Source organism: uncultured Roseicyclus sp., assembly GCF_937892565.1.
Taxonomy (GTDB): domain Bacteria; phylum Pseudomonadota; class Alphaproteobacteria; order Rhodobacterales; family Rhodobacteraceae; genus Roseicyclus.
Genome location: NZ_CALAHQ010000016.1, coordinates 1 through 20,361, shown reverse-complemented (window position 1 = coordinate 20,361; position 20,361 = coordinate 1). Strand labels below are relative to the sequence as shown.

Sequence of the window (20,361 nt, the reverse complement as noted above, 5' to 3'; positions counted from 1 at the left end):
AGCAAACCCGTGATCGTGGTTGAGAACAGGCTGGAGCAGAGGTTCGAGGCGTCCTCGCCGGATCAGCTCTTGGTGACCGATATCACCTACATCAAGACCCATGAAGGCTGGCTGTATCTCTGTGTCGATATCGACCTGTTCTCGCGCCGGATAGTTGGTTGGTCCGCTCAGTCATGCATGGCAACGGATCTGGCTTTTCAGGCCCTGTTGATGGCCGTATGGGGGCGCAAACCCGCAGGCAAGGTCATGGTCCATTCAGACCAGGGTTCCCAATTCACCAGCCGGGAGTGGCAAACGTTTCTACGCCAGCACAATCTGGAGCCCAGCATGAGCCGACGCGGCAACTGTCACGACAACGCAGTCGCCGAAAGCTTCTTCCAGTTGCTGAAGCGAGGGCGGATCAGGTGTTGGTCGGCGGCAAGCCTGCCGGTGTATCAAACTGGATGTCCTACTCGTCTAACGCCGGTGCAATCTTGTCCACTGCCTTGATGGATCTGGAGCATTGCGAATTGGGCAAAGAGGTAACGGTGCTATGGGGTGAACCAAATACCCAGCGCCGCACTGTCGAAGCGCATGAACTGAGCGAAATCCGCGCGACGATCGCGCCGGTTCCCTATTTCGACAAGACGATCAAGAAAGACGAATAGGTCAGCTTTTGCGCTTGGCGATCATGCGGGGCAAGACTTTGCCCTTCACGACGCCAAGCGCGATCTTTCTGCGCATGCCCATACTCCCTCGCTTGGCCTGCGCGAAAAAACCACTCAGGGCTCGTCAGCCGCGACAAGCTCCACCTATAATGGGCCAAGGCACGAGTGCTGCCAACTTTTCATTGTCTTAGGGCAAGTGCGAACCATGGACTTATGGTTCGGGTGATCACGCAACATCATGCGAAAGGCGCGCCCTTATGCAAGATTGACCGCCGCTCGCTACACCCTTGTAAGCGACGACACGAAACCTTCGCGCAAGACTTCCGGGTCATAAGCCTTGCGCCCAAAGACCTCGCGCAGCATGGGCTCAAAGCGCGAAAGCGGCTCTGTCGGGTAATCGGGATCAAAGCTGGATTGATCCCATCGTTCGCAAAATTCCGCGCAGCTGTCGAAACAAGGATGGTCGCGAAACCGCTCGCGCGCGTCACGGTCCCACCCGTAGTGATGGGCATAATAGAGCATCTGGAAAATGCCATGATGCTCGACAACCCACGCCACATCCCAGCGCACAAAGGGGCGGATCACCTCGGCCGACAAGCGGTCATGGTTCTGCGGGGCCAAACCATCGCCGATGTCATGCAAAAGCGCGCCCACGACCCAGTCGATATCGGCCCCATCGCGCATCGCACGCGTCGCCGATTGCAGCCCGTGGGTCAGGCGCGAGATCTTGTAGCCCTCCAGCGTCACCTCATCCGCGCGGCGCAATTCGTCCAAGACACGATCGGCAGTGAGAGCGAGAAAGGGTTTTTCAAGCTGCGCAAGAAGCGCGTATTCCTCGCGCGTGCCATCTTTCATGGCAGTGAACGAAACAGTCTCAGCCATCGATGCAGCCCCAAATGATCGTGACCAAGTCAATCATCCATCGCGGCGGCGCACAAGATTTATGATGTCTTGCCTGAAGCTTCGTCGGCAAGCGGTGTGGCCGACTGCGCCGCCAGTGCAACGATCTGGTCCCAGGTTTCCTCGGGCACATGGATCAAATCCTGCGCAGCTTGATGATGGTTGCGTTCGCGTTCACCGGGGATCTCGACCGCGGCAAAGCCCGGCGCAGGTGGGCAGGTGCGCAGCTCTGCCAAGATCGCTTCAGCAGCGGTTTGCATCGGTCCATCTGGCCGAAACCGCGCCGTATCGATGCAGATCAATAGCCAGTTGCACTCGACCGTTACCGGCCCCAGCATCGCCTCACCGATGAGCTCGGCCATCAATGCCAACGCAAAGCCCTTGTGCCCGCCTGCTGGCAAGATTGCACCGCCGTTGAAATAATCCTCCGGATCGCGCGTCGGGTTCCCGAACCGGTCGATCACGCAACCCTCAGGCAAAAGCGCACCTGCAGAACGGGCAGCATGTATCCAGCCGCCTGCGATCTTGGATGTGGCAAAATCGAGGATATTGGGGCCTTGCTCGCCACCGGGAATGCCCACGCACCAAGGATTGGTCGGCAGCATCGCCTTGATACCGCCATGCGGCGCAACCTGCCGCCATTGCTCACGTTTTCCGCCGCCGGTCAGGATGGTCAAACAGCCCTTCTGTGCAGCGAGATCAGCGAAATATCCATGACGCCCAGTGTGCCCCGCATTGCGGATCGCCACCGCCGCGATCCCATTTTGCGTCGCAAGGCGGCAGCCTTCGTCAAAGGCAAGGCGCATGGCGGGAATGCCGATCGCACCATGGCCATCGACCTCCGGCGCGCCTGTTGCGGTGATCCGGAAGTCCGGCGTTGCGTCGGCGATAATATGGCCTGCGCGATATTGCGCTGCGTATTGGAGAACACGGACAATCCCGTGACTCTCGACACCCGACAAAGAGGCGTCAACAAGATGCGTCGCCACCTCTTGGGCAATCGCATCCGGCACCCCAAGCGGTGCAAGGATCTCCATGATACGCAGCTTAGCAGTTGCGCTTGGGATCGCGACCCGGCCACCACGCAGTTCAAGCTTAGACGCATTGGGCAAAGCCGCGGTCATTTGCCCTCCGCTTGGCATGTTGGGTGTTACGGATCCGGGTGCGCTCATGATAACTGCGGCGCTGCAAGATCGTCGCGATGACACCAAATAGTGTGGCCTGCCGCGAAGGTTTTGGGCGGTGGTGCGGTCTGGTCACAAATTGCACCGAGGCGCTTTGGGCACCGTCGCTGAAACGGGCAACCACGCGCGGGTGGGCTCTGCTCGACGACATCGCTGGCTGAAAGCGATGGCACAAAATCCGGGTCTGGTTCCAACACCGCGCCGAGTAAAACCTCGGTGTAGGGGTGGGCTGTGGGACCATAGACATCGACCGTTGGGCCGATCTCGCATAGGCGGCCCTGATAAAGCACGGCAACCCGATCTGACAAAGCTTTGACCACGGCAAGGTCGTGGCTGACGAAGATGTAACTCGTCCCGTTATCCCGCCGGAGGTCATCGAGCAGTTCAAGAACCGCCGCCTGCACGGAGACATCCAAGGCCGATGTGATTTCGTCGCACAGCACAAGCTCCGGCTGGGCGGCAAAGGCGCGGGCGACGGCGACACGCTGTTTTTCGCCGCCTGACAGCTGACTTGGAAGCCGTTCAAGATAATGCGCCCCGAGCCGCACCTGTGCCAATAGCGCTGTGGTACGCGCGATTAGTGCTTGGCCACTGAGACCGAAATAGAGCTTGAGGGGCTGGGCTAGGATCTGTGCGATGGTTTGGCGAGGGTTCAAGCTTTCGTCGGGGTTTTGAAAGATCAGTTGCACATCGCGTAAGTGCTTTGCGCTACGATCCTCGACACGCGGTGGCAAATCATCTTGCCCCCGAAGCGCGATCTGCCCATGCAGCGGCGGCAATAGCCCAGCGATGGACTTCAAGATCGTCGATTTCCCGGAACCGCTTTCGCCCACCAGCCCCAAGGTCTCACCCTGCCGAAGCTCGATATCGATACCATCAACAGTGGCAACTTTGGCAGTATCGCGGCCAGTAAGCCGTTCAAACAACCCAGCGCGGGCGTATGAAATTGCAAGATCCCCTAAGGAAAGCGATAGCTCCGCAGGAAGTTGCCGCTGTTGTGCATTGCGCTCGCCACTGAGCGGAATGCTGCGCACCTGTTGTGGCAGATGGCAGCGTGTCTTTGCCCCATCAGCGATGCGGGACAGGTCAGGTCGTTCAACCATACAGCGTTCAGTTGCAATCGCACAGCGCGCCACGAAGGCACAGCCATCCCCTGCCCCACCCGGCGGCGGTGGTCGCCCGTCAAGCGCGCGCGGCAAGCAGACATCCGAAAGTTTCGGGATCGAGGCTAAAAGCCCGCGTGCATAGGGATGGCTGGGGTCGCGCAATATCTGCGCGGCGGTGCCTTCCAACACCACTTCACCGGCATACATGACTGCCACGCGGTCGCAAACACGCGCGATCGCGCCCAAATCGTGGCTGACATAGACCATGGCCATGCCCGTCTCGCGGGCAAGGTCGCGCAGAAGTTCGAGGATATGTGCTTGCGTCGTCACATCCAGACCGGTTGTCGGCTCATCGAGCAACAATGCTTCCGGCTCGCCCGCCAGCGCCATCGCGATGGCGACCCGCTGCTGCTGTCCGCCCGATAGCTCGTGCGGGTAGCGGCGCGCAATGCTGGCGGGGTCTGGCAACCTTACCTGTGTCAGCAAATCCAGAACGCGCGCGGCATGCCTCGCCTCGGGCAGCGCGCTATGCAGTCGCAGCGCCTCGCCAATCTGGGCCCCAACCCGCAGATTGGGCGCCAGGGATTGGCCCGAATTCTGCGGGATCAGCGCTAAACGCCCACCGCGCACTTTCTCGAGCGACTGGCGATCTTGCGCGAACATATCAATGCCCGAAAAGTCGACCCGCCCCCCAAGGACATGCAGGCCCGTCTTCAAGTAACCCATCATGGCGAGCGCAAGCGTACTTTTGCCCGAGCCACTTTCGCCGACCAACCCAATGCTTTCGCCGGCACCCACTGATAGCGTGATATCGCGCAGCACGGGCAGCCATGCGCCCGCACGGCTTCGGAAGCCGACGCTCAGCCCATCGACCGCGATGATCGGTCCGTTTGACTTCGGCGGTGTGGTCATACCGGAGCCTTCTGTGCGCGGTCGATACCCAACGCCTTGGCAAGGGCATCGGCACTCAAATTGATCCCGATGATTAGCGAAGACAGCCCGATCATCGGCGCGATTACGCCCCAAGGCGAAAATGACATGAAGCCGCGCGCATCGGCAATCATCAGCCCCCAATCAGGCGTAGGTGGCGATACCCCAAAACCCAGAAATGACAGCGACGAAAAGGCCAAAAGCATCCAAGACCAGCGCATGGCCCCCTCGACGAGCAATGCGTCGCGCACATTGGGCAGCAATTCTTGCCAGATAATCGTAAAGCGCCCATGTCCGCGCGCCCGGGCTGCTTGGACGAAATCGCGCGCGACGACATCATGGGTCGCGGCGCGTGCGATCCGGATCACAGGGATGCCATAAAAGAACGCAAGCGTGGGTATCAACACCTCAATCCCGGTGCCAAAGGTCACGATCAAAACAAGCATTTTGAGAATCCAAGGCAGCGAGAGAAATGCATCGACAATGCGCATGAGCACATCGTCGACGCGCCCCCCCACCAGTCCGAAGAAAACGCCGACAAGCCCACCCCACAACACGGCAAGTGGCGTTGCGATGCCCGTGACCAAGATCGCCTCGCGCCCACCCAATAACGTGCGCGTCAAGGTATCTCGCCCAAGATGATCCGTGCCAAGCCAATGCGCGGCAGAGGGTTGTGATAGCATCTGCGCTGCGTTCATCGTCGTGTAGTCATATGGCACGATGAAGGGCCCGATCAGCGCAAGGGCAACATGCGAGAAAACCAACGCAAGCCCAATCGCGCCGGATGGGCGGGAACAAATATCCTTGATCACGCTCCAAAAGCGCTGCACCGGCCCCGCGCGTCGATAAGTGCTTGTTACTGCCATGGTGTCATTTCCCGCGCAAATGTGCGGTACGCAGCCGCGGGTTGGCGACCATGGTCAACAGATCGGCCAAAAGATTAACACCGACATAGACCGAGGCAATGATCAGCGCGATGGCTTGGGTCACCGGCAAATCACGGTCCGAAATACTGTCGATCATCATCCGCCCGAGGCCGGGATAGTTGAAGACCGTCTCGATCACGACCACACCGCCCAAAAGCCATGCAATGGTCAGGGCGACGACATTGATCGTTGGCAAAAGCGCATTGGGCAGCACATGACGAAAGACCATTTGCCAATATGGCACCCCCTTTAAAAGGGCCATCTGGGCGTAATCCGAGGCCAAAGTTTCGATCACGGAGGAGCGTACCGTGCGCAAGATATGCGCAGTCATCACCAGCGTCAGCACAGCGATGGGCAAGAGCACCTCGGGAAAGAATTCAGCAAGAGGCGCGTTCGACGATGTCAACACAATCCCCGGAACCCAGCCAAGCCAGACCGAGAAGATCAAGATCAGCAAGGTGGCTGATACGAATTCAGGGATGGTCATCGCCGCGATCGCTGTCGTGGAGACAATGATGTCGAAAGGACGATCACGCCACAGCGCTGCAACGATACCCAGAAACAGTGCCAAGGGGATCCCACAAAGGATCGCACCCGAGGCAAGCAAAAGCGTATTGCGCAAACGATAGCCAACAAGTTCAGAGATTTGCCGTTGCCCATCGGGCGACACGCCGAGATTGCCACTCAATGCATTCGCCGCCCATTCACCATAGCGCATCCAAGCGGGACGATCCAAACCAAGATCGCGGCGGCAATTCTCAAGCAAGAGACCTTGGGCCTCTCTTTCAAGAAAGGCGGTGCATGCATCGCCGGGCAGAATTTCTACGCCGATGAAAATGATGATCGATACAAGCCAGACTGTGATTAAGCCCAAGGCAGACCGTCGCATGAGCATCGATAGCATCGATATCTTCCAATCGCGCAAGGAAAGCCGGGGCACGGATCATGCCCCGGCCAAGAGGTTTCAGTCGACTGTCACAAGATGCCAGCGAACCGACATGTTTTCGACAGCGTCAAGATTGCCCACCCGCGCCGAGGTGCCGACCAAACGCGTCACATGATAGGGGATCAGCGTGCCAGCGGTCTGCCACAGATGCTCTTGCGCCTGGATATAGAGTGCGCGACGCGCGTCGAAATCAAGCTCTTGGCGCGCATTCGCCAGAAGAGCATCGAAGTCAGCATCACGATAATAGCTCTCATTCCAACGCGCGGTACTCACATAGACCTCGTTCAACGCCTGATCCGCCGGACGTTCGTTCCAGCGCGTTGTCACGGCATCTTTTTGCATCCAGACATCACTCCAGAACCCATCGGTCGGCACTTGAACGATATTTACACGGATACCGGCAGCGGCGGCTTGTTGCTGATACACCTCTGCCATCACTGGCCATGTCGGCTCAAGTGTGGCGACATGCAGATCAATATCGATGCCATCGGGAAAGCCCGCTTCTGCCAAAAGCGCACGGGCACGTTCAATGTCTTGGGGACAATCAATTTCAGCACGGTATTGATCACGCGGACCAACGGGCGTGTCGCAGGCCACGACAGCACCACCCCCCATGACCAGATCAACCATCGCCTGCCTGTCGGCAGCCAATCTCAGCGCTTGGCGGACGCGGACATCGTCGAATGGCGCAACATCTGTGCGGAAAACCAAGCCGCGCCAGTTGCCTGTCGGGATCATCTGGATGTTGAAACGGTCCGAACTCGACAGCATTACGCTTTGCTGCGCGCTGATGCCGCGCTCCATGTCGATCTGACCACCAAGCAAAGCTTGCAAGCGGGCTTGCGCATCGGGAATGCCGATGATTTCCATCTCGGCAACGCCGGGCGGACCCTCGAAATAGTCCATGTTCGCCACAAGCCGCGTCGTACCCTCGGCGTCGAAATTCACCAATCGGAACGGTCCGGTGCCAATCCCCGTCGTGGCGATTGTGTCACCCGATCCTTCGGGGATCATGCGCAGACGATAATCCATCAGCAACAAGGGAAGGTCTGCAAAAGAGGCGCTGAGCGTCAGCTTGATAGTGTTTGCGTCAACCGCTTCTACACGATCAATCATAGCGATTGCCGCACGGGCCGGGCTATCGTTTGCAGGGTCCAAAACGCGTTGCAGCGAATAAACCACATCCTCTGCCCCGAAGCTGGAGCCGTCGTGGAACATCACACCCTCGCGCAACGCCAACGTCCATTCGGTCGCATCTGAATTGGCCGACCACGCGGTTGCCAGATCAGGCGCTGGGCGGCCATCCATGTCAGGTCGCACCAAGCGGCTCATGATCTTTTCAGTGATCTGGAACACGCGCCCCTTTGAGATGGGGTCGAGGCTGGATTGCGCCCCAAAACCATACTCATGCGCCTGGCGGAATGTACCCGTCGGCTCGGCGAGTGCCGTCGTTCCCGCTAAGGCAAGCGCCAAGGCAGTAAAGCTCAAGGTCTTTCTCATTCGGATTTCCTCCCTGGGTGGCGGCTTGCGTTCTTTCATCGACGCTCGACCGCAGGATGTAGGCTCAATCGCAATGTCCGACTGGACAAGCGACATTTTATAGACCGATACATAAAGAAATTTTGATCTATGGATCAGATCGGGATTTCCAATCGTATCCTCAGGTCGATTCGAGTTTTCGACAAATAGAGTTATTTCTCGATCCTATTCGCAGAGCCTATGTTAACACCTCCGCAGCTTCGAAAAGGGGACCGCCAATGCCTGAAACGACCCTGATCGCGATCGGTGGCGGCGGTGCGACCCATGGCACACATCCCGAATTGGATCGCTTGTGCCTCTCGTGTGCCTGTAAGCAACCGCGCATTGGCTTTATTGGCATCGCAAGCGACGACGATCTGGCGCAATTTCGCCTGTTTGAAGCCGCGATCAGGCCCATGGCAAGCGCTGTCACACGGCTGCATCCGATGGCGGATGAAAGGACGGCGTGGCATTGGGCCGAAGGGCTTGACCTTGTCTATCTGGGAGGTGGCGATCCTGTGCGGCTGGTCGCGCGTCTGATTGCGACCGGGATCGGGGCAGTTCTGGCAGACGCTTACCGCCGCGGTGTGCCGCTGGCCGGTGTCAGCGCAGGGGCAATGTGCTGGTTCGATAGCTTTCTGTGGCGCAGCCCCGATGCGGGTCTTGCAGTAGCACCAGGGCTTGGGCTGGTGTCAGGAAGCATGACACCTCACAGCTTGATCGAACCTGAACGCCTGATCAAGATGCAAGACCTTGTCGACAGCGGTGCCTTCTTCGAGGCTTGGGCCGTGGACGATGGGGCCGCACTGATCATTCAAAACGGGGCTGCGTCGAGCTGGTATCCGCAAGAGGGCACACCAAGGGTGCATCGCTTTGCCCGGTCCGAACCACGGTCCGTTTCAGGCGTTTAAGGCAGCCTCTTTGATCATCCACTTGCAGACCTCGTCGATCTCACGTCGCTGGCGTGCGCCGGGCCGGGTCAACAGATGGAAAGACCGGGTGGGCGTCAGGTCAATGTCGAACGGCTTGATCAGCCGTCCAGAATCGACTTCGGACTGGCAAAACGGGAAAATGCCAAGGGCCATCCCCTGCCCCGCGATGGCGGCCTGAACAACGACATTTGTGTCGACGATTGTTGCCTTGTCGATCAGTTGCATCCCTGCGCAGCCCGCAACTTTCAACCATTCCTGCCATTCATGGCGGTCTTGCTGGTGGATGACGGGAAAGCGCGCAACTTCCTCCGGGCGGGCGGGCATCCCAAGCCGCTCGGCAAGGGCGGGGCTGAGCACGGGCGAATAAACAATTTCGAACAAAGGCGTGTTCTCGAGCCCGACCCATTGCCCTATGCCCCAGTCAATGGCGATATCGGCGGTCATCATGCTGGCGTCGGTGATGCGCGGTGAGTTGCGCAATTCGATATCGATGCCGGGAAGATCCTCGCCGAAACGGTCCAGCCGCGGGATCATCCACCGCGAGCCAAAGATCGGACCGACCGCGAGCGACACAGATTTGCGCCGGGCGCGCATATGGGTCTCAACCTCGAGCCGGATATCCTCGAGCGACCGTGACAAGACGCGAGACAGAGACCGACCAGCATCTGTCAGCACCACGGCGCGTGTTCTGCGAATAAATAGCTTGCAGCCCAATTCCTGCTCAAGGCGTCGGATCTGGTTGCTGACGGTCGTTGCGCTGACGCAAAGTTCTTCGGCGGCTTGCTTGAAACTGAGGTGTCGCGCAGCGCTTTCGAAGGTGCGCAGCGCTGCAAGGGGCAGGTTTCGTGGGTGCATTCGCGGAGCTCGCTGCGCATGGATTAATTTTGCTTTATCCATATTCGCCCATCAAGTCACTTGTCCACCTTTTCGCACGTGGCAGTGTCGGCTCGGGTGAGGGATGAGGCAAATGAGCGTTCGACGCAAAAGACGCGACCGGCCCGCAGAGGATGCTGCCGGTCCGCAGGTGCCAGACCTTGCAACCAAGGGCGGGCGTCTGGCAATCCTAGACGACACTGAGATGGCGCGCATCCACGAAGTCTCAGTGACCTTGTTAGCAGAGTTCGGAATGAGCGATGCCCCGCCTATTGTGGCAGAGTTGGTCTGTGCGGCTGGCGGCCGCATGACCGAAGAGCAGCGCCTGACCTTTCCACCCGATCTTGTGGCCCGCGCCTTGGCGGGCCTACGTCGTGACGTCGCTTTGTGCGGGCGCTTACCCGAGCACGACATGGCCTTGGGGGACGGCGCGGTGCATGTCGGCTCTGGCGGTGCGGCACCGATGATCTTGAACATCGACAGCGATACTTACCGTGAGACGACACTGGGTGATCTCTATGATGCAGCGCGGCTGGTGGATGCCTTGCCGCATGTACAGTTTTTTGCGCGTTCGGTGGTGGCGCGTGACATGGATACCGACAGCTTGCTGGACATCAACACCTGCTATGCTGCGCTGGCAGGCACGACCAAACATGTCTTTGTCAGCGCTGCATTTCCTGAACATGTCGCCGATATCGCAAAAATGTGCCACATCGTGGCAGGAGGACGGGAAGCATTCGCGGCCCGTCCCTTCTTGTCGTTGAACATCAACCATGTGGCGCCGCCAATGCGCTTTTCACCAGATGCGGCCGAGGTGCTCGTCGCCGCCGCCCGCGCGGGTTTGCCATGTATGGTAAATACCTTCGGACAGATGGGTGCGTCGAGCCCGGTCACGGTGGCTGGATGCTTGGCGCAGAGCAATGCCGAAACGCTGGCCGGGATGATCGTGGCATGGCTGGCCAATCCAGACGTTCATGCGGTCTATGGCGCACGCCCGATGGTCACCGATCTGCGCTCAGGCGGGATGGCCGGAGGGAGCGGCGAACAGGCCCTTCTCACTGCCGCGGCAACACAGTTGGCACGGTTCCTCGGCTTGCCGAATTCGACAATCGCCGGAGCGACCGACAGCAAGATCCCCGATGCGCAGGCCGGTTATGAAAAGGCCTTGTCAATCACCATGGCGGCACATGCGGGGGCCAACTTGATCACCCAGACCGCAGGGATGCAGGCGGGCTTGATGGGCGCGTCGATGGAAGCCTATGTCATCGATAACGATATGTTGGGCGCGATCCGGCGCAGTCTTGCCCCAGTCGAGATCAGCCTCGACACATTATGCGCGACGATGATCGCAAAAACGATCCGCAGCGACGGCCATTTCCTGGGTCATCCCCAGACCTTTGACCGGATGAAATCCGACTTTCTATATCCCGGCCTGGCCGACCGCCGCTCGATCGCGGATTGGCAGGCGTCCGGCGCGCGTGACATCAGGGTGCAGGCAAAGGAACTGGCAACCGAGATATTGGCCGGGCATTTCCCCCAAACGCTTGCACCGGCTGTGGATGCCACCTTGCGAGAGACATTCGATATCCGCCTTCCGGTCGCGCGGATGACCAAGCCATGAAGATCGCGATCTATGGAACCGGCGCGATGGGGTCCGTCTATGCCGGCCTTTTCAAGGAAGCCGGTCACGAGGTCTGGGCCGTTGATCCTTGGGACGCCCATGTCGCAGCGATTTCCGCCGATGGGCTGCAACTGGACGGGGCAAGCGGCGACCGACGCATCTTGGGCATCCATGCGACGACCGAGGTCGCCGAATTCGGGCGTGCCGAACTTATCGTCATTGCGACAAAGGCGGCCGGTGTCGCGCCTGCAGCACGGGCCATCGCACCACATATGACAAGCGAAACCCTTGTTCTGACGATCCAGAACGGTTTGGGAGCGGCTGACCGCATCGCGGCCCATATGCCGATGGACAACGTCCTTTTAGGGGTGGCGGATGGCTTTGGTGCCTCGCTCAAGGGGCCGGGGCATGCACATCATAATGCGATGAACCTCGTTCGGATCGGAGAGATCGCGGGCGGGCCGAGCGCGCGCGCCGAAGCGCTGGCCACCTTGTGGCGCGCGGCGGGCTTCAAGGCCCAAGCCTTTGACGATATCCAACAGCTGATCTGGGAAAAATTCCTTTGCAACGTTACTTTTAGCGCCCCTTGCACCGTCTTCGACATGACGGTTGGTGAGTTACAGGCACATCCCGAACGCTGGGCCATTGCCTTGGGCGCCATGCGCGAGGCCTATGCCATCGCACGCGCGAAAAATATCAATCTGACCTTCGATGATCCGGTGGCCTATGTGACCGCTTTCGGCGCACGCATGCCTGCGGCACGCCCATCGATGTTGCTCGACCATCGGGCCAGACGCCTGTCGGAACTCGACGCGATCAACGGGCAAGTGCCCGAACTTGGGCGCGCCCTCGGCATCGCCACGCCTTTTAATGACACCTTGGTGGCGATTTTGCGTCAGCGCGAAGCAGCATTTGAACGAACCTCGGCATGAAGCTGGTAAGTTTCCTGTACGATGGGCGACCGGGCTATGGCACCACTGACGGCGTTACAATCCGCTCAGCAAGCGCGGCGATGCGCGCACGCTGCCCCGACCTGCGCGCCGTGCTATTGCAAGATGCGCTTGGCGCGCTTGCCGCCGATCCAGATGCAACCAGCGTGCCGCTCACCGCGGTCATCATGCGCCCGCCTATCCCCAACCCGTCGCGGATTTTATGTGTTGGGCTGAACTACCGCAAACCCTATCCCGTAGATGGCGTTGCGCCGCCCGACCCCGAAAACATCATTCTCTTTGGCAAGGAGCGGCAGGCCCTCGTAGGTCATGGCGTGGCCATCCAGATCCCTTTCGGCGCACCGGCTGACAGCTTTGACTACGAGGGCGAGATCGCGATTGTGATCGGCCATAAAGGGCGCAATGTGCCAATAGAACACGCCATGCACCTTGTCGCGGGCTACAGCGCCTTCAACGATGGGTCAGTGCGCGCTTGGCAAAAGCACAGCATCCATGCCGGCAAGAACTTTGAGCGTTCCGGATCATGGGGGCCATGGATCACCACCGCAGACGAGATCGCAGACCCGCAGGCGTTGGAACTTTCGACCCGGCTGAACGGCGATTTGGTCCAGAACGCGCTGGCCGCTGAGATGATCTATACGATCGCTGAACAAATCGCCTATGCCTCGCAGATCACAACGCTTGAACCCGGCGACGTCATCGCGACCGGCTCACCTGACGGCACCGGAGGCAGCCGCACCCCAAGGCGGTTCCTGCGCGCGGGTGATCGGCTCGAGGTGTCGGTCAGCGGTGTTGGGACGCTGGTCAACGACGTCGGCGGCTTTGATTGATTCCCCAGCAAAAGAGGGCGGCAAGGCTTCGACTTCAGTCCTTTAGCAGGCCACGGGCGATCACAAGTTTCATGATCTCGTTGGTCCCGGCATAGATGCGTTCGATCCGGTTGTCGCGATACATGCGCTCCAGCGGATATTCCGCCATCACGCCATATCCCCCGAAAAGCTGGAGGCAGCGATCGATGATCTTTGCCTGCAAATCGGTCAGCCAGTACTTTGCCATGGAGGCTTTTTCCGTGGTCAGATCACCCTTCAGATGCGCGGCGATACAGGCATCAAGAAAGGTCTTGGCGATGGTTGCCTCGGTTGCGCATTCCGCCAGCACGAATTGGGTGTTCTGAAACTCGGCTATTTTCTTGCCAAAAGCCGCGCGTTGCTTGACGTAATCCAGCGTGACACGCAGGGCACGTTCGATGCGTGCCACGGCATAGACCCCAATCAACAAGCGCTCTTGGGGCAATTGTTGCATCATTTGCGCAAAGCCTTGCCCCTCTTCGGGTCCGAGCAAGGCAGATGCAGGCACCCGCATCTCCTCGAAGAAAAGCTCGGATGTGTCGTTTGATTTCATCCCCAGCTTATCAAGATTACGCCCCCTGCGGAATCCCGCCAACCCATCGGTTTCCACCAAGAACAGCGAGATGCCACGACCGCCTGCTTTTGGATCGGTCTTGGCGGCAACAATGATCAAATTCGCCAAGCCGCCATTGGTGATAAAGGTTTTTGAGCCAGAGATCTTGTAGTGATTGCCGTCCTTGACCGCCGTCGTCGTGATCGCCTGCAAATCGGAACCAGCCCCCGGTTCGGTCATCGCAATGGCGCCGATGAGTTCACCAGAAATCATGCGCGGCAGGATACTGTGTTTTTGCTCCTCGGAGCCGTAGTGGATCAGATAGGGGATCACGATTGAATTGTGCAGCCCACCGCCCCACCCATCGATACCTGCGAGATTTCCCTGGTAGGCGATCACAGCATCATGAGCAAACGTACCGCCCAGCCCGCCATAGGCCTCGGGCACCTCTGCGCCGAGCAACCCCATGGCACCCGCTTTCAGCCAAAGATCACGGCTGAATGCGCCCTGCGCCTCCCACGCGTCGTAATAGGGGGCGCATTCGCGCGCATAGAACTGGCGACAGGCGTTCTCCAACATCGACAATTCTTCGTCGATCCAACCTGATTTTGGCAATTCGAAGATTGTCATGCGCACCCTTTCGCTTGGCGTGAATCCTAAAAACTTACCAGCCTTGCGGCTAATCGCATTTGCAGATCAACCCATACACAGAACGGATGAAATGCTTTGTCCTATACAAAGCTTTTCCAAATGATAAACACGCATACATCAGCATTTCGAAAGAAAAAGCCATGAACCTGCGGCAGCTTGAGGCTTTTCGTGCAACCATTCGGGCCGGGTCAGTAACCGAAGCCGCGAATATGATGCATATCTCTCAGCCCAGCGTCAGCCGGTTGATCGCGGAACTTGAACGCGCAACGGGTTTTGCGCTCTTCGCACGGGTCGGGCGCGGGCTGACACCGACCGTTGAGGGCCAGCAATTCTACAAAGGCGTCGAAGGAATGTTCGTTGGCGTCGCACGGCTGGAGGACTTGGCGCGCTCTATCCGCACGACCCAAGGCGGCACGATCTCGATCTCGACGATCCAGTCGCTGGCCGCCATCGAACTGCCCGCCGCCATCGGGCGCGTCTACCGCGAGAACCCCGATATCCGGTTCAAGATCAATTCCCGCAACACGCCGGCCATTCTGGAAGCGGTGCAGATGCATCAGGTCGATCTTGGCATTGTGGGACGCGAGGCCACCCATGAAGGTGTCGAGACGCTGTTTCGGACTTCCGCGCCTTATGTCTGCCTCTTGCCAGAAGATCACCCTTTGGCCGATCAAGGTGGTTTGATCGACCTTGAAGAGTTGGTCGCAAACGAGACCTTCGTGACATTTGGTGGCACCTATCCTGATACGATGATGTCGATGGACCCCGCGCTATCGCGCAAGCTGCAAGCGCGCTCTCGGCTTTCTGCCGCGAATATGCCGCTGGCAGGGGCGCTGGTGCGCGAGACAGGTGCATTGGCCATTGCCGATCCATTCTCCGCCGAACAGGCCACCCGAATGGGAGGGGTGGTCTTTCGCCCGCTTTCGCAAAACTTGACCTATTTCGTGTCGATTGTCGCCGCAGGCCGCGAACAGCTATCGCGCCAAGCGCTGGCCTTTTCGGATCTCTTGGCTGCGCAATTATCAGCCCGCGTCGCCTATGTTGAGGCGCTCAGTCGTCAGCCCTAACAGCACCGACAGGCCCCTGGAACATTTGTCATAGAATTGGCGAATAGAACCCGGAGCAATTTCGATTGGTCCGTTCAGGCGACCTGCCGCTAGGCTGGAAATCACGCAAAATCCTCCCGACGGATCATAGCCTGATGACGCGACGGCCAAGCATATTTTCGAGCGAAGATGCCCGCATCGCGGCACAAAAACGGCTGCCGCGCATGATCTTTGACTTCATCGAGGGCGCCGCGGGCCGCGAAGTGGCCAGCCGCCGCAACCAATCGCGGTTCGACGACATCTTACTGCAGCCACGGGCCATGGCTGACATTGGGTCACGCACACTCACAACGCGGTTCTTGGGTCGCGACTATGCCCTACCGCTGGGGATTGCCCCGATGGGCATGTGCAACCTCGCCCATCCGCGCGCAGACAGACAGATCGCGCAGGCTGCGGTCGATTGGCAGATGCCGGTTTGCCTCTCTTCCGCTGGCTCAAGCGGCCTTGTCGACATGCTGCGCTGGAGCGATGGGCTTGCATGGTTCCAGCTCTATTTTGGGCAATCGTCCGAGGTTTCGTTCCAAACCGTGGACCGCGCGCATGCTGCAGGCTACGAGACACTTATCCTGACCGTGGATGTGCCCGAGGTCTCACGCAGGATCAGAGATCAGCGCAATGGCTTCGGTTTGCCCTTTCGCCCTACCCCACAATCACTTTTGGATTTTGCGCAACACCCAAGATGGGCACTCTCGACACTCTTGCATGGCGTGCCAGCGCCGCAGAATTTCGCGTCCTCGGGCAAGAGCTTCGACCGCACGGCGAGCCGCGCCGGGGCTGATTGGCACTTTTTGCAGGCTCTGCGGGACCGTTGGCCCGGGAAGTTGATCGTCAAGGGCATCACATCGCCCGAGGATGCGCTCAGGGTGCGCAGCCTTGGAGTGGATGCGATCTATGTCTCCAATCATGGCGGTCGCCAGCTGGACAGCGCACCTGCTGCAATCGACCTTCTGCCGATCATCCGGCGCGCCGTGGGGCCAAGCTACCCCTTGTTGTTCGACAGCGGCGTGCGCAATGGCGATGATGTCGTCAAGGCAATAGCGCTTGGTGCGGATTTCGTGATGATCGGTCGCCCGGTGCTTTATGCGCTTGGCGCAGCCGGCGGCCCTGGTCTGCAATCCCTGCTGCAATGTTTTGCACAGGACATCGACCTTACCATGGCGCAGATCGGCATCGCCCGGATCGAGGATATCGATACGCGCACCCTGTTTTCCGCCGTACCGCAAGTCTCATCCGGCGACACATTGTTAGGTCCGCGCACACTGGCGACGGCCCTTCGCCCCCTGCAGGAGCCCGCAAGAAAATGACACAGACACCATTCCTGCGCGGTGGCGCATTACTGGCACGCGCGCTCAAGGAAAAGGGTGTGGAGCATGTCTTCACGCTTGCAGGGGGCTTTTGCAATCCCGCGCTTGAGGGCTTCATGGAATGCCAGATGCCCGTCATCAATTGCCCGCACGAACAGGTCGCGGGGCATTTGGCGGATGGGCATACACGGGTTACGCGCAAACCTGCGGTCTGCCTTGTCGGGCCCGAAGGTTTTGCCAACGCCATACCCGCCATGCTTGAAGCTTGGGGCGAGCGCGCGCCGGTTATTTTCGTGACGGGATCGTCGACGCTTAAGCGGCAAGGTGCCGGCGGCTTCAAGGAAATCGATGATGTTGCCATCGCCGCGCCCCTGACAAAGTACTCTGTGCAGATCACCGACGGCACGCGGATCAGCGAATTCGTCGACCGCGCTTGGCGTGCGGCCACCACTGGCTACCCCGGTCCCGTACACCTGTCTTTGCCGGTAGATATCATGTTCTCGTCTTTTCCCGAAGATGCTGGGCGCGCGGAACGCCCCTTTGACCGGAGCGACCGACCAGTCCCGCGCGCATGGCCTGACCCCACACGGCTGGAGGAGGTGCTGACCTTGCTGCGCGGCGCGGAACGCCCGGTGCTGATCGGCGGCCACGGAGTCTGGTGGTCGGGTGGCGAGGACGCGCTTGCCCATGCGGGCAACCATCTGCGCATCCCCATTTTCAACGTGCCCTATCACACCAAGATGCTGGGCGAGGACTGCGAGGCCTTCATGGGGCTGGCGGATTTCCACCAGTACCACCCCTCCAAACCGGCAATCCAAGAGGCAGACCTGGTAATCATGGTCGGTTGCCGTTTGGACAACCAGATGAACTTCGGAAACCCGCCCTTCATCGGCGCGCAAACAAAACTCGTCTGTGTGAACGGCAGCCACGAAGAACTGGACTATAATTTCGGCGCCGATGTGCAGCTGTTATCCGATCCCGGTGCTTTTCTCACGGCGCTTTCAACGCTTGAGTCCCGTTGGGACGAATGGCTGGACTTACAAAAAACCCGGCGCGCGCAATGGGTGCGCCATTGGTCGGACCATATCGCAGCCGAAACGGCCATCGACGCAGCCGAGGGGCGCCTCATGCACCCGCTCCAACTGGCGCTCGACGTACAGGCCGGGATGAAGGATGGCGACTGGCTAGTCTTTGACGGCGGCAACACCCATTTCTGGAACGAGATCGCGACCAACATTGCAGCGGCGCGCGGGCGGATACTTGGCGGCGTGCTGCATCCAGGCAACTATAGCCTGCTTGGGGTCGGCGTCTCGTTTGCCTTGACCGCCAAGGCGTTGCACCGCGACCGGACCTGTGTGCTGGTCACAGGCGACGGTGCCTTTTTGTCAGGTGGCCTGTCGATCGAGGCATGTTTCCAAGAAGATATCCCGATTGTCGTTGTTGTGGACAATAATGGCGGGCTTGATTGTATCAGCCAACAACAAGAGCGCCTTTTCGCGAATGGGCGACATTTTGCGACCGACTTCCGCGACATCCCCTTCCATGCGATGTTCGAAGGTCTCGGCGGGTACGGTGAATTGGTGACACGGCGTGAAGACTTGCCCGGCGCGCTGGAACGAGCCATCGCCAGTGGCAAGACGGCCTGCCTGAACGTCAAATGCCGAGGGGTCATCAGCCCCATCGTCGCGGCGACCTCGGACAAGCGCGAAAAGGCCTCGATCGAATGACCGCAATCGTCTCTTCGCATCTGCTCAACAGTGTCGATGGCAGCCATGCTGGCGGGATAGCCGTGCGGCTGATCAATCTGGCCAGCGGCGCGACTATGTTTCAGACCGCATCCGATGACGCTGGACGCCTTTTGCAGGAAATCGCCGATCCTGACCCGGCGGCGCGCTTTGAATTGGTGTTTCACACTGGCCCCTATTGGCAAACCCGCGTGGGCCAAACTCACGGCGTGCGCATCATAGACGAAATCGTCCTGCGCTTTGCGATGCCCGACAGCACGGGCCGCTACCACATGCCCTTAATACTATCACCGCATGGCTATGCGCTTTGGAGCTCAACTGAACATGGCTGAAGGATTGAACTTCTCGCGCCGCCTACGACGCACACCTTATACTTCCTCGGCCGAGAAGGCAGGCGTGACGGGGTTTTCCATCGTCAACCATATGTTGTTGCCAAAGGCCTATCGCCGATCCGTCGAAGAGGATTATTGGCACCTTCGCGAGCATGTGCAGATCTGGGATGTCGCGTGCCAACGGCAGGTGCAGATACAGGGCCGCGATGCGGCGCGCTTGGTGCAATGGATGACGCCACGTGACATCTCGCGCGCAAAGGTCGGTGATTGCCTCTACCTGCCAATAACAGACGACACCGGCGGATTGATCAATGACCCGGTTCTGCTGAAGCTGGCCGAAGACCGCTTCTGGCTTTCTATCGCCGATTCCGATCTTTTACTCTTTGCCAAGGGCTTGGCCCTTGGGCGCGGATTTGAGGTCAGTATCGATGAACCTGACGTGTCGCCGCTAGCCGTTCAGGGGCCGAAAGCCGAGCAGCTGCTTGCGGAATTATTTGGGGCGCATATTCGCGACATCGGGTTTTTCAAATTCGGCTGGATCGACGTTTTGGGCACACGCCAGCTGATCGCGCGCTCGGGCTATTCGCGTCAGGGCGGCTTTGAAATCTACCTCCAGGGGGGCCACCTCGGCGCCGGGCTTTGGGACATGATCTGGCAGGCAGGGCTCGCCCATGACATCGCCCCAGGCTGTCCAAATCTGATCGAAAGAATCGAGGGTGGGCTGTTTTCTTACGGAAATGAGATGACACGCGAGACCACACCTTTCGAAATTGGCCTACAAAAGTTCTGTAGCCTCGATGGTAGCATCGACTACTTGGGCCGTGCGGCCCTGCAACACGCGGCCGCGGCAGGGCTGAGCCGCCAGATCCGGGGTGTGTTATTCGACGGCGGCCCCTGCCCCACATGCGCTGCGCCTTGGCCAGTGCATGTCGGCGACAAACAGGTCGGACAAGTCACTAGCGCCATCTGGTCGCCGCGCCTCAAACGCAATGTCGGGCTCTCACTGATCAACCGCGCATTCTGGGACGCCGGCCAACAGGTCACTGTGCACAGCACAGACGGCGCGATACGCAGCGGTGAGGTCTCAGGCTTACCCTTCTCATGAACTTAAGGGGTGTCATGTCGATCACTCCATATGCCCCCAGCTGGTTCAAGCCGGGGTAAGGTTGCACATGGGTCAATTCTCAGTGACAGTTTTGGCGGTTGCCGGGTCAAATCTCAGTGGCAATCAACAGCCAATGCGGCGTTCATCGGCGGGTGAGAACGACGCCCAGATGAGCCAAACCGCT

Annotated in this window: 18 protein-coding genes and 1 pseudogene; 11 read left to right on the top strand and 8 right to left on the bottom strand. The window is 59.3% G+C overall.

All coding sequences use genetic code 11. From position 1 onward, the window contains the following. Together Q0094_RS02385 and Q0094_RS02380 are read left to right on the top strand one after the other, a co-directional pair. Positions 1–405, top strand: a pseudogene (locus Q0094_RS02385) (IS3 family transposase); the annotation flags it as partial. A gap of 83 nt (positions 406–488) precedes the next feature. Next, positions 489–647: a hypothetical protein gene (locus tag Q0094_RS02380; RefSeq protein WP_297614865.1), complete on the top strand. Its 159-nt coding sequence runs from the start codon at positions 489–491 to the stop codon at positions 645–647. A 279-nt stretch (positions 648–926) separates the two neighbouring features. Here Q0094_RS02380 and Q0094_RS02375 read toward each other — a convergent pair whose 3' ends face one another. The 6 genes from Q0094_RS02375 to Q0094_RS02350 form a co-directional block, all read right to left on the bottom strand. Then, the gene (locus tag Q0094_RS02375; RefSeq protein WP_297614863.1) at positions 927–1,529 is read right to left on the bottom strand and encodes an HD domain-containing protein; all 603 of its coding nucleotides are present in this window, start codon (positions 1,527–1,529) and stop codon (positions 927–929) included. Positions 1,530–1,588: 59 nt separating this feature from the next. Then, positions 1,589–2,671: an Ldh family oxidoreductase gene (locus Q0094_RS02370; RefSeq protein ID WP_297614860.1), complete on the bottom strand. Its 1,083-nt coding sequence runs from the start codon at positions 2,669–2,671 to the stop codon at positions 1,589–1,591. 44 nt (positions 2,672–2,715) lie between these two features. Then, positions 2,716–4,749: an ABC transporter ATP-binding protein gene (locus Q0094_RS02365; protein WP_297614858.1), complete on the bottom strand. Its 2,034-nt coding sequence runs from the start codon at positions 4,747–4,749 to the stop codon at positions 2,716–2,718. Further along, on the bottom strand, positions 4,746–5,633 hold the full coding sequence (locus Q0094_RS02360) for an ABC transporter permease (RefSeq protein WP_366940210.1): 888 nt from the start codon (positions 5,631–5,633) through the stop codon (positions 4,746–4,748). The genes Q0094_RS02365 and Q0094_RS02360 overlap by 4 nt, the downstream gene beginning before the upstream one ends. Before the next feature lie 4 nt (positions 5,634–5,637). Beyond that, on the bottom strand, positions 5,638–6,588 hold the full coding sequence (locus tag Q0094_RS02355; protein ID WP_297614854.1) for an ABC transporter permease: 951 nt from the start codon (positions 6,586–6,588) through the stop codon (positions 5,638–5,640). Between the two features lie 69 nt (positions 6,589–6,657). After that, complete coding sequence (locus Q0094_RS02350; protein ID WP_297614852.1) at positions 6,658–8,178, bottom strand: ABC transporter substrate-binding protein; 1,521 nt, start codon at positions 8,176–8,178, stop codon at positions 6,658–6,660. A 218-nt stretch (positions 8,179–8,396) separates the two neighbouring features. Between Q0094_RS02350 and Q0094_RS02345 the strand changes: the two genes are divergently transcribed. Beyond that, the gene (locus tag Q0094_RS02345; RefSeq protein WP_297614850.1) at positions 8,397–9,068 is read left to right on the top strand and encodes a Type 1 glutamine amidotransferase-like domain-containing protein; all 672 of its coding nucleotides are present in this window, start codon (positions 8,397–8,399) and stop codon (positions 9,066–9,068) included. On the opposite strand, the gene Q0094_RS02340 is transcribed toward Q0094_RS02345, so the two are convergent. Continuing rightward, positions 9,057–9,986 (bottom strand): LysR substrate-binding domain-containing protein, encoded by a 930-nt coding sequence (locus Q0094_RS02340; protein WP_297614848.1) that lies wholly within the window; start codon positions 9,984–9,986, stop codon positions 9,057–9,059. The genes Q0094_RS02345 and Q0094_RS02340 overlap by 12 nt on opposite strands. 61 nt (positions 9,987–10,047) lie before the next feature. Here Q0094_RS02340 and Q0094_RS02335 point away from each other — a divergent pair, with 61 nt between their 5' ends. From Q0094_RS02335 to Q0094_RS02325, 3 genes are read left to right on the top strand one after another with little or no spacing between them, the layout of a single operon-like run. Next, complete coding sequence (locus tag Q0094_RS02335) at positions 10,048–11,583, top strand: trimethylamine methyltransferase family protein (protein WP_366940209.1); 1,536 nt, start codon at positions 10,048–10,050, stop codon at positions 11,581–11,583. Further along, entirely contained in the window at positions 11,580–12,515 is a 936-nt protein-coding gene (locus Q0094_RS02330) for a 2-dehydropantoate 2-reductase (RefSeq protein WP_297614844.1), read from the top strand. The genes Q0094_RS02335 and Q0094_RS02330 overlap by 4 nt, the downstream gene beginning before the upstream one ends. After that, positions 12,512–13,363, top strand: a complete 852-nt coding sequence (locus Q0094_RS02325) for a fumarylacetoacetate hydrolase family protein (protein WP_297614842.1) — start codon at positions 12,512–12,514, stop codon at positions 13,361–13,363. The genes Q0094_RS02330 and Q0094_RS02325 overlap by 4 nt, the downstream gene beginning before the upstream one ends. Positions 13,364–13,397: 34 nt before the next feature. Here Q0094_RS02325 and Q0094_RS02320 read toward each other — a convergent pair whose 3' ends face one another. Next, on the bottom strand, positions 13,398–14,513 hold the full coding sequence (locus Q0094_RS02320) for an acyl-CoA dehydrogenase family protein (protein ID WP_297614869.1): 1,116 nt from the start codon (positions 14,511–14,513) through the stop codon (positions 13,398–13,400). A 110-nt stretch (positions 14,514–14,623) separates the two neighbouring features. On the opposite strand from Q0094_RS02320, the gene Q0094_RS02315 reads away from it, so the two are divergent. The 5 genes from Q0094_RS02315 (at position 14,624) to Q0094_RS02295 (ending at position 20,177) form a co-directional block, all read left to right on the top strand. Then, positions 14,624–15,652: a LysR family transcriptional regulator gene (locus tag Q0094_RS02315; protein ID WP_297614840.1), complete on the top strand. Its 1,029-nt coding sequence runs from the start codon at positions 14,624–14,626 to the stop codon at positions 15,650–15,652. 134 nt (positions 15,653–15,786) lie between these two features. Continuing rightward, complete coding sequence (locus Q0094_RS02310; RefSeq protein ID WP_297614838.1) at positions 15,787–16,995, top strand: alpha-hydroxy acid oxidase; 1,209 nt, start codon at positions 15,787–15,789, stop codon at positions 16,993–16,995. Further along, entirely contained in the window at positions 16,992–18,722 is a 1,731-nt protein-coding gene (locus tag Q0094_RS02305) for a thiamine pyrophosphate-binding protein (RefSeq protein WP_297614867.1), read from the top strand. Before Q0094_RS02310 ends, Q0094_RS02305 begins: the two co-directional genes overlap by 4 nt. Then, entirely contained in the window at positions 18,719–19,072 is a 354-nt protein-coding gene (locus Q0094_RS02300; protein WP_297614836.1) for a hydroxyisourate hydrolase, read from the top strand. The genes Q0094_RS02305 and Q0094_RS02300 overlap by 4 nt, the downstream gene beginning before the upstream one ends. Continuing rightward, a complete protein-coding gene (locus Q0094_RS02295) occupies positions 19,065–20,177 on the top strand; it encodes a dimethylsulfoniopropionate demethylase (RefSeq protein ID WP_297614834.1) in 1,113 nt (370 codons plus the stop codon). The genes Q0094_RS02300 and Q0094_RS02295 overlap by 8 nt, the downstream gene beginning before the upstream one ends. Positions 20,178–20,361 lie beyond the last annotated feature (184 nt).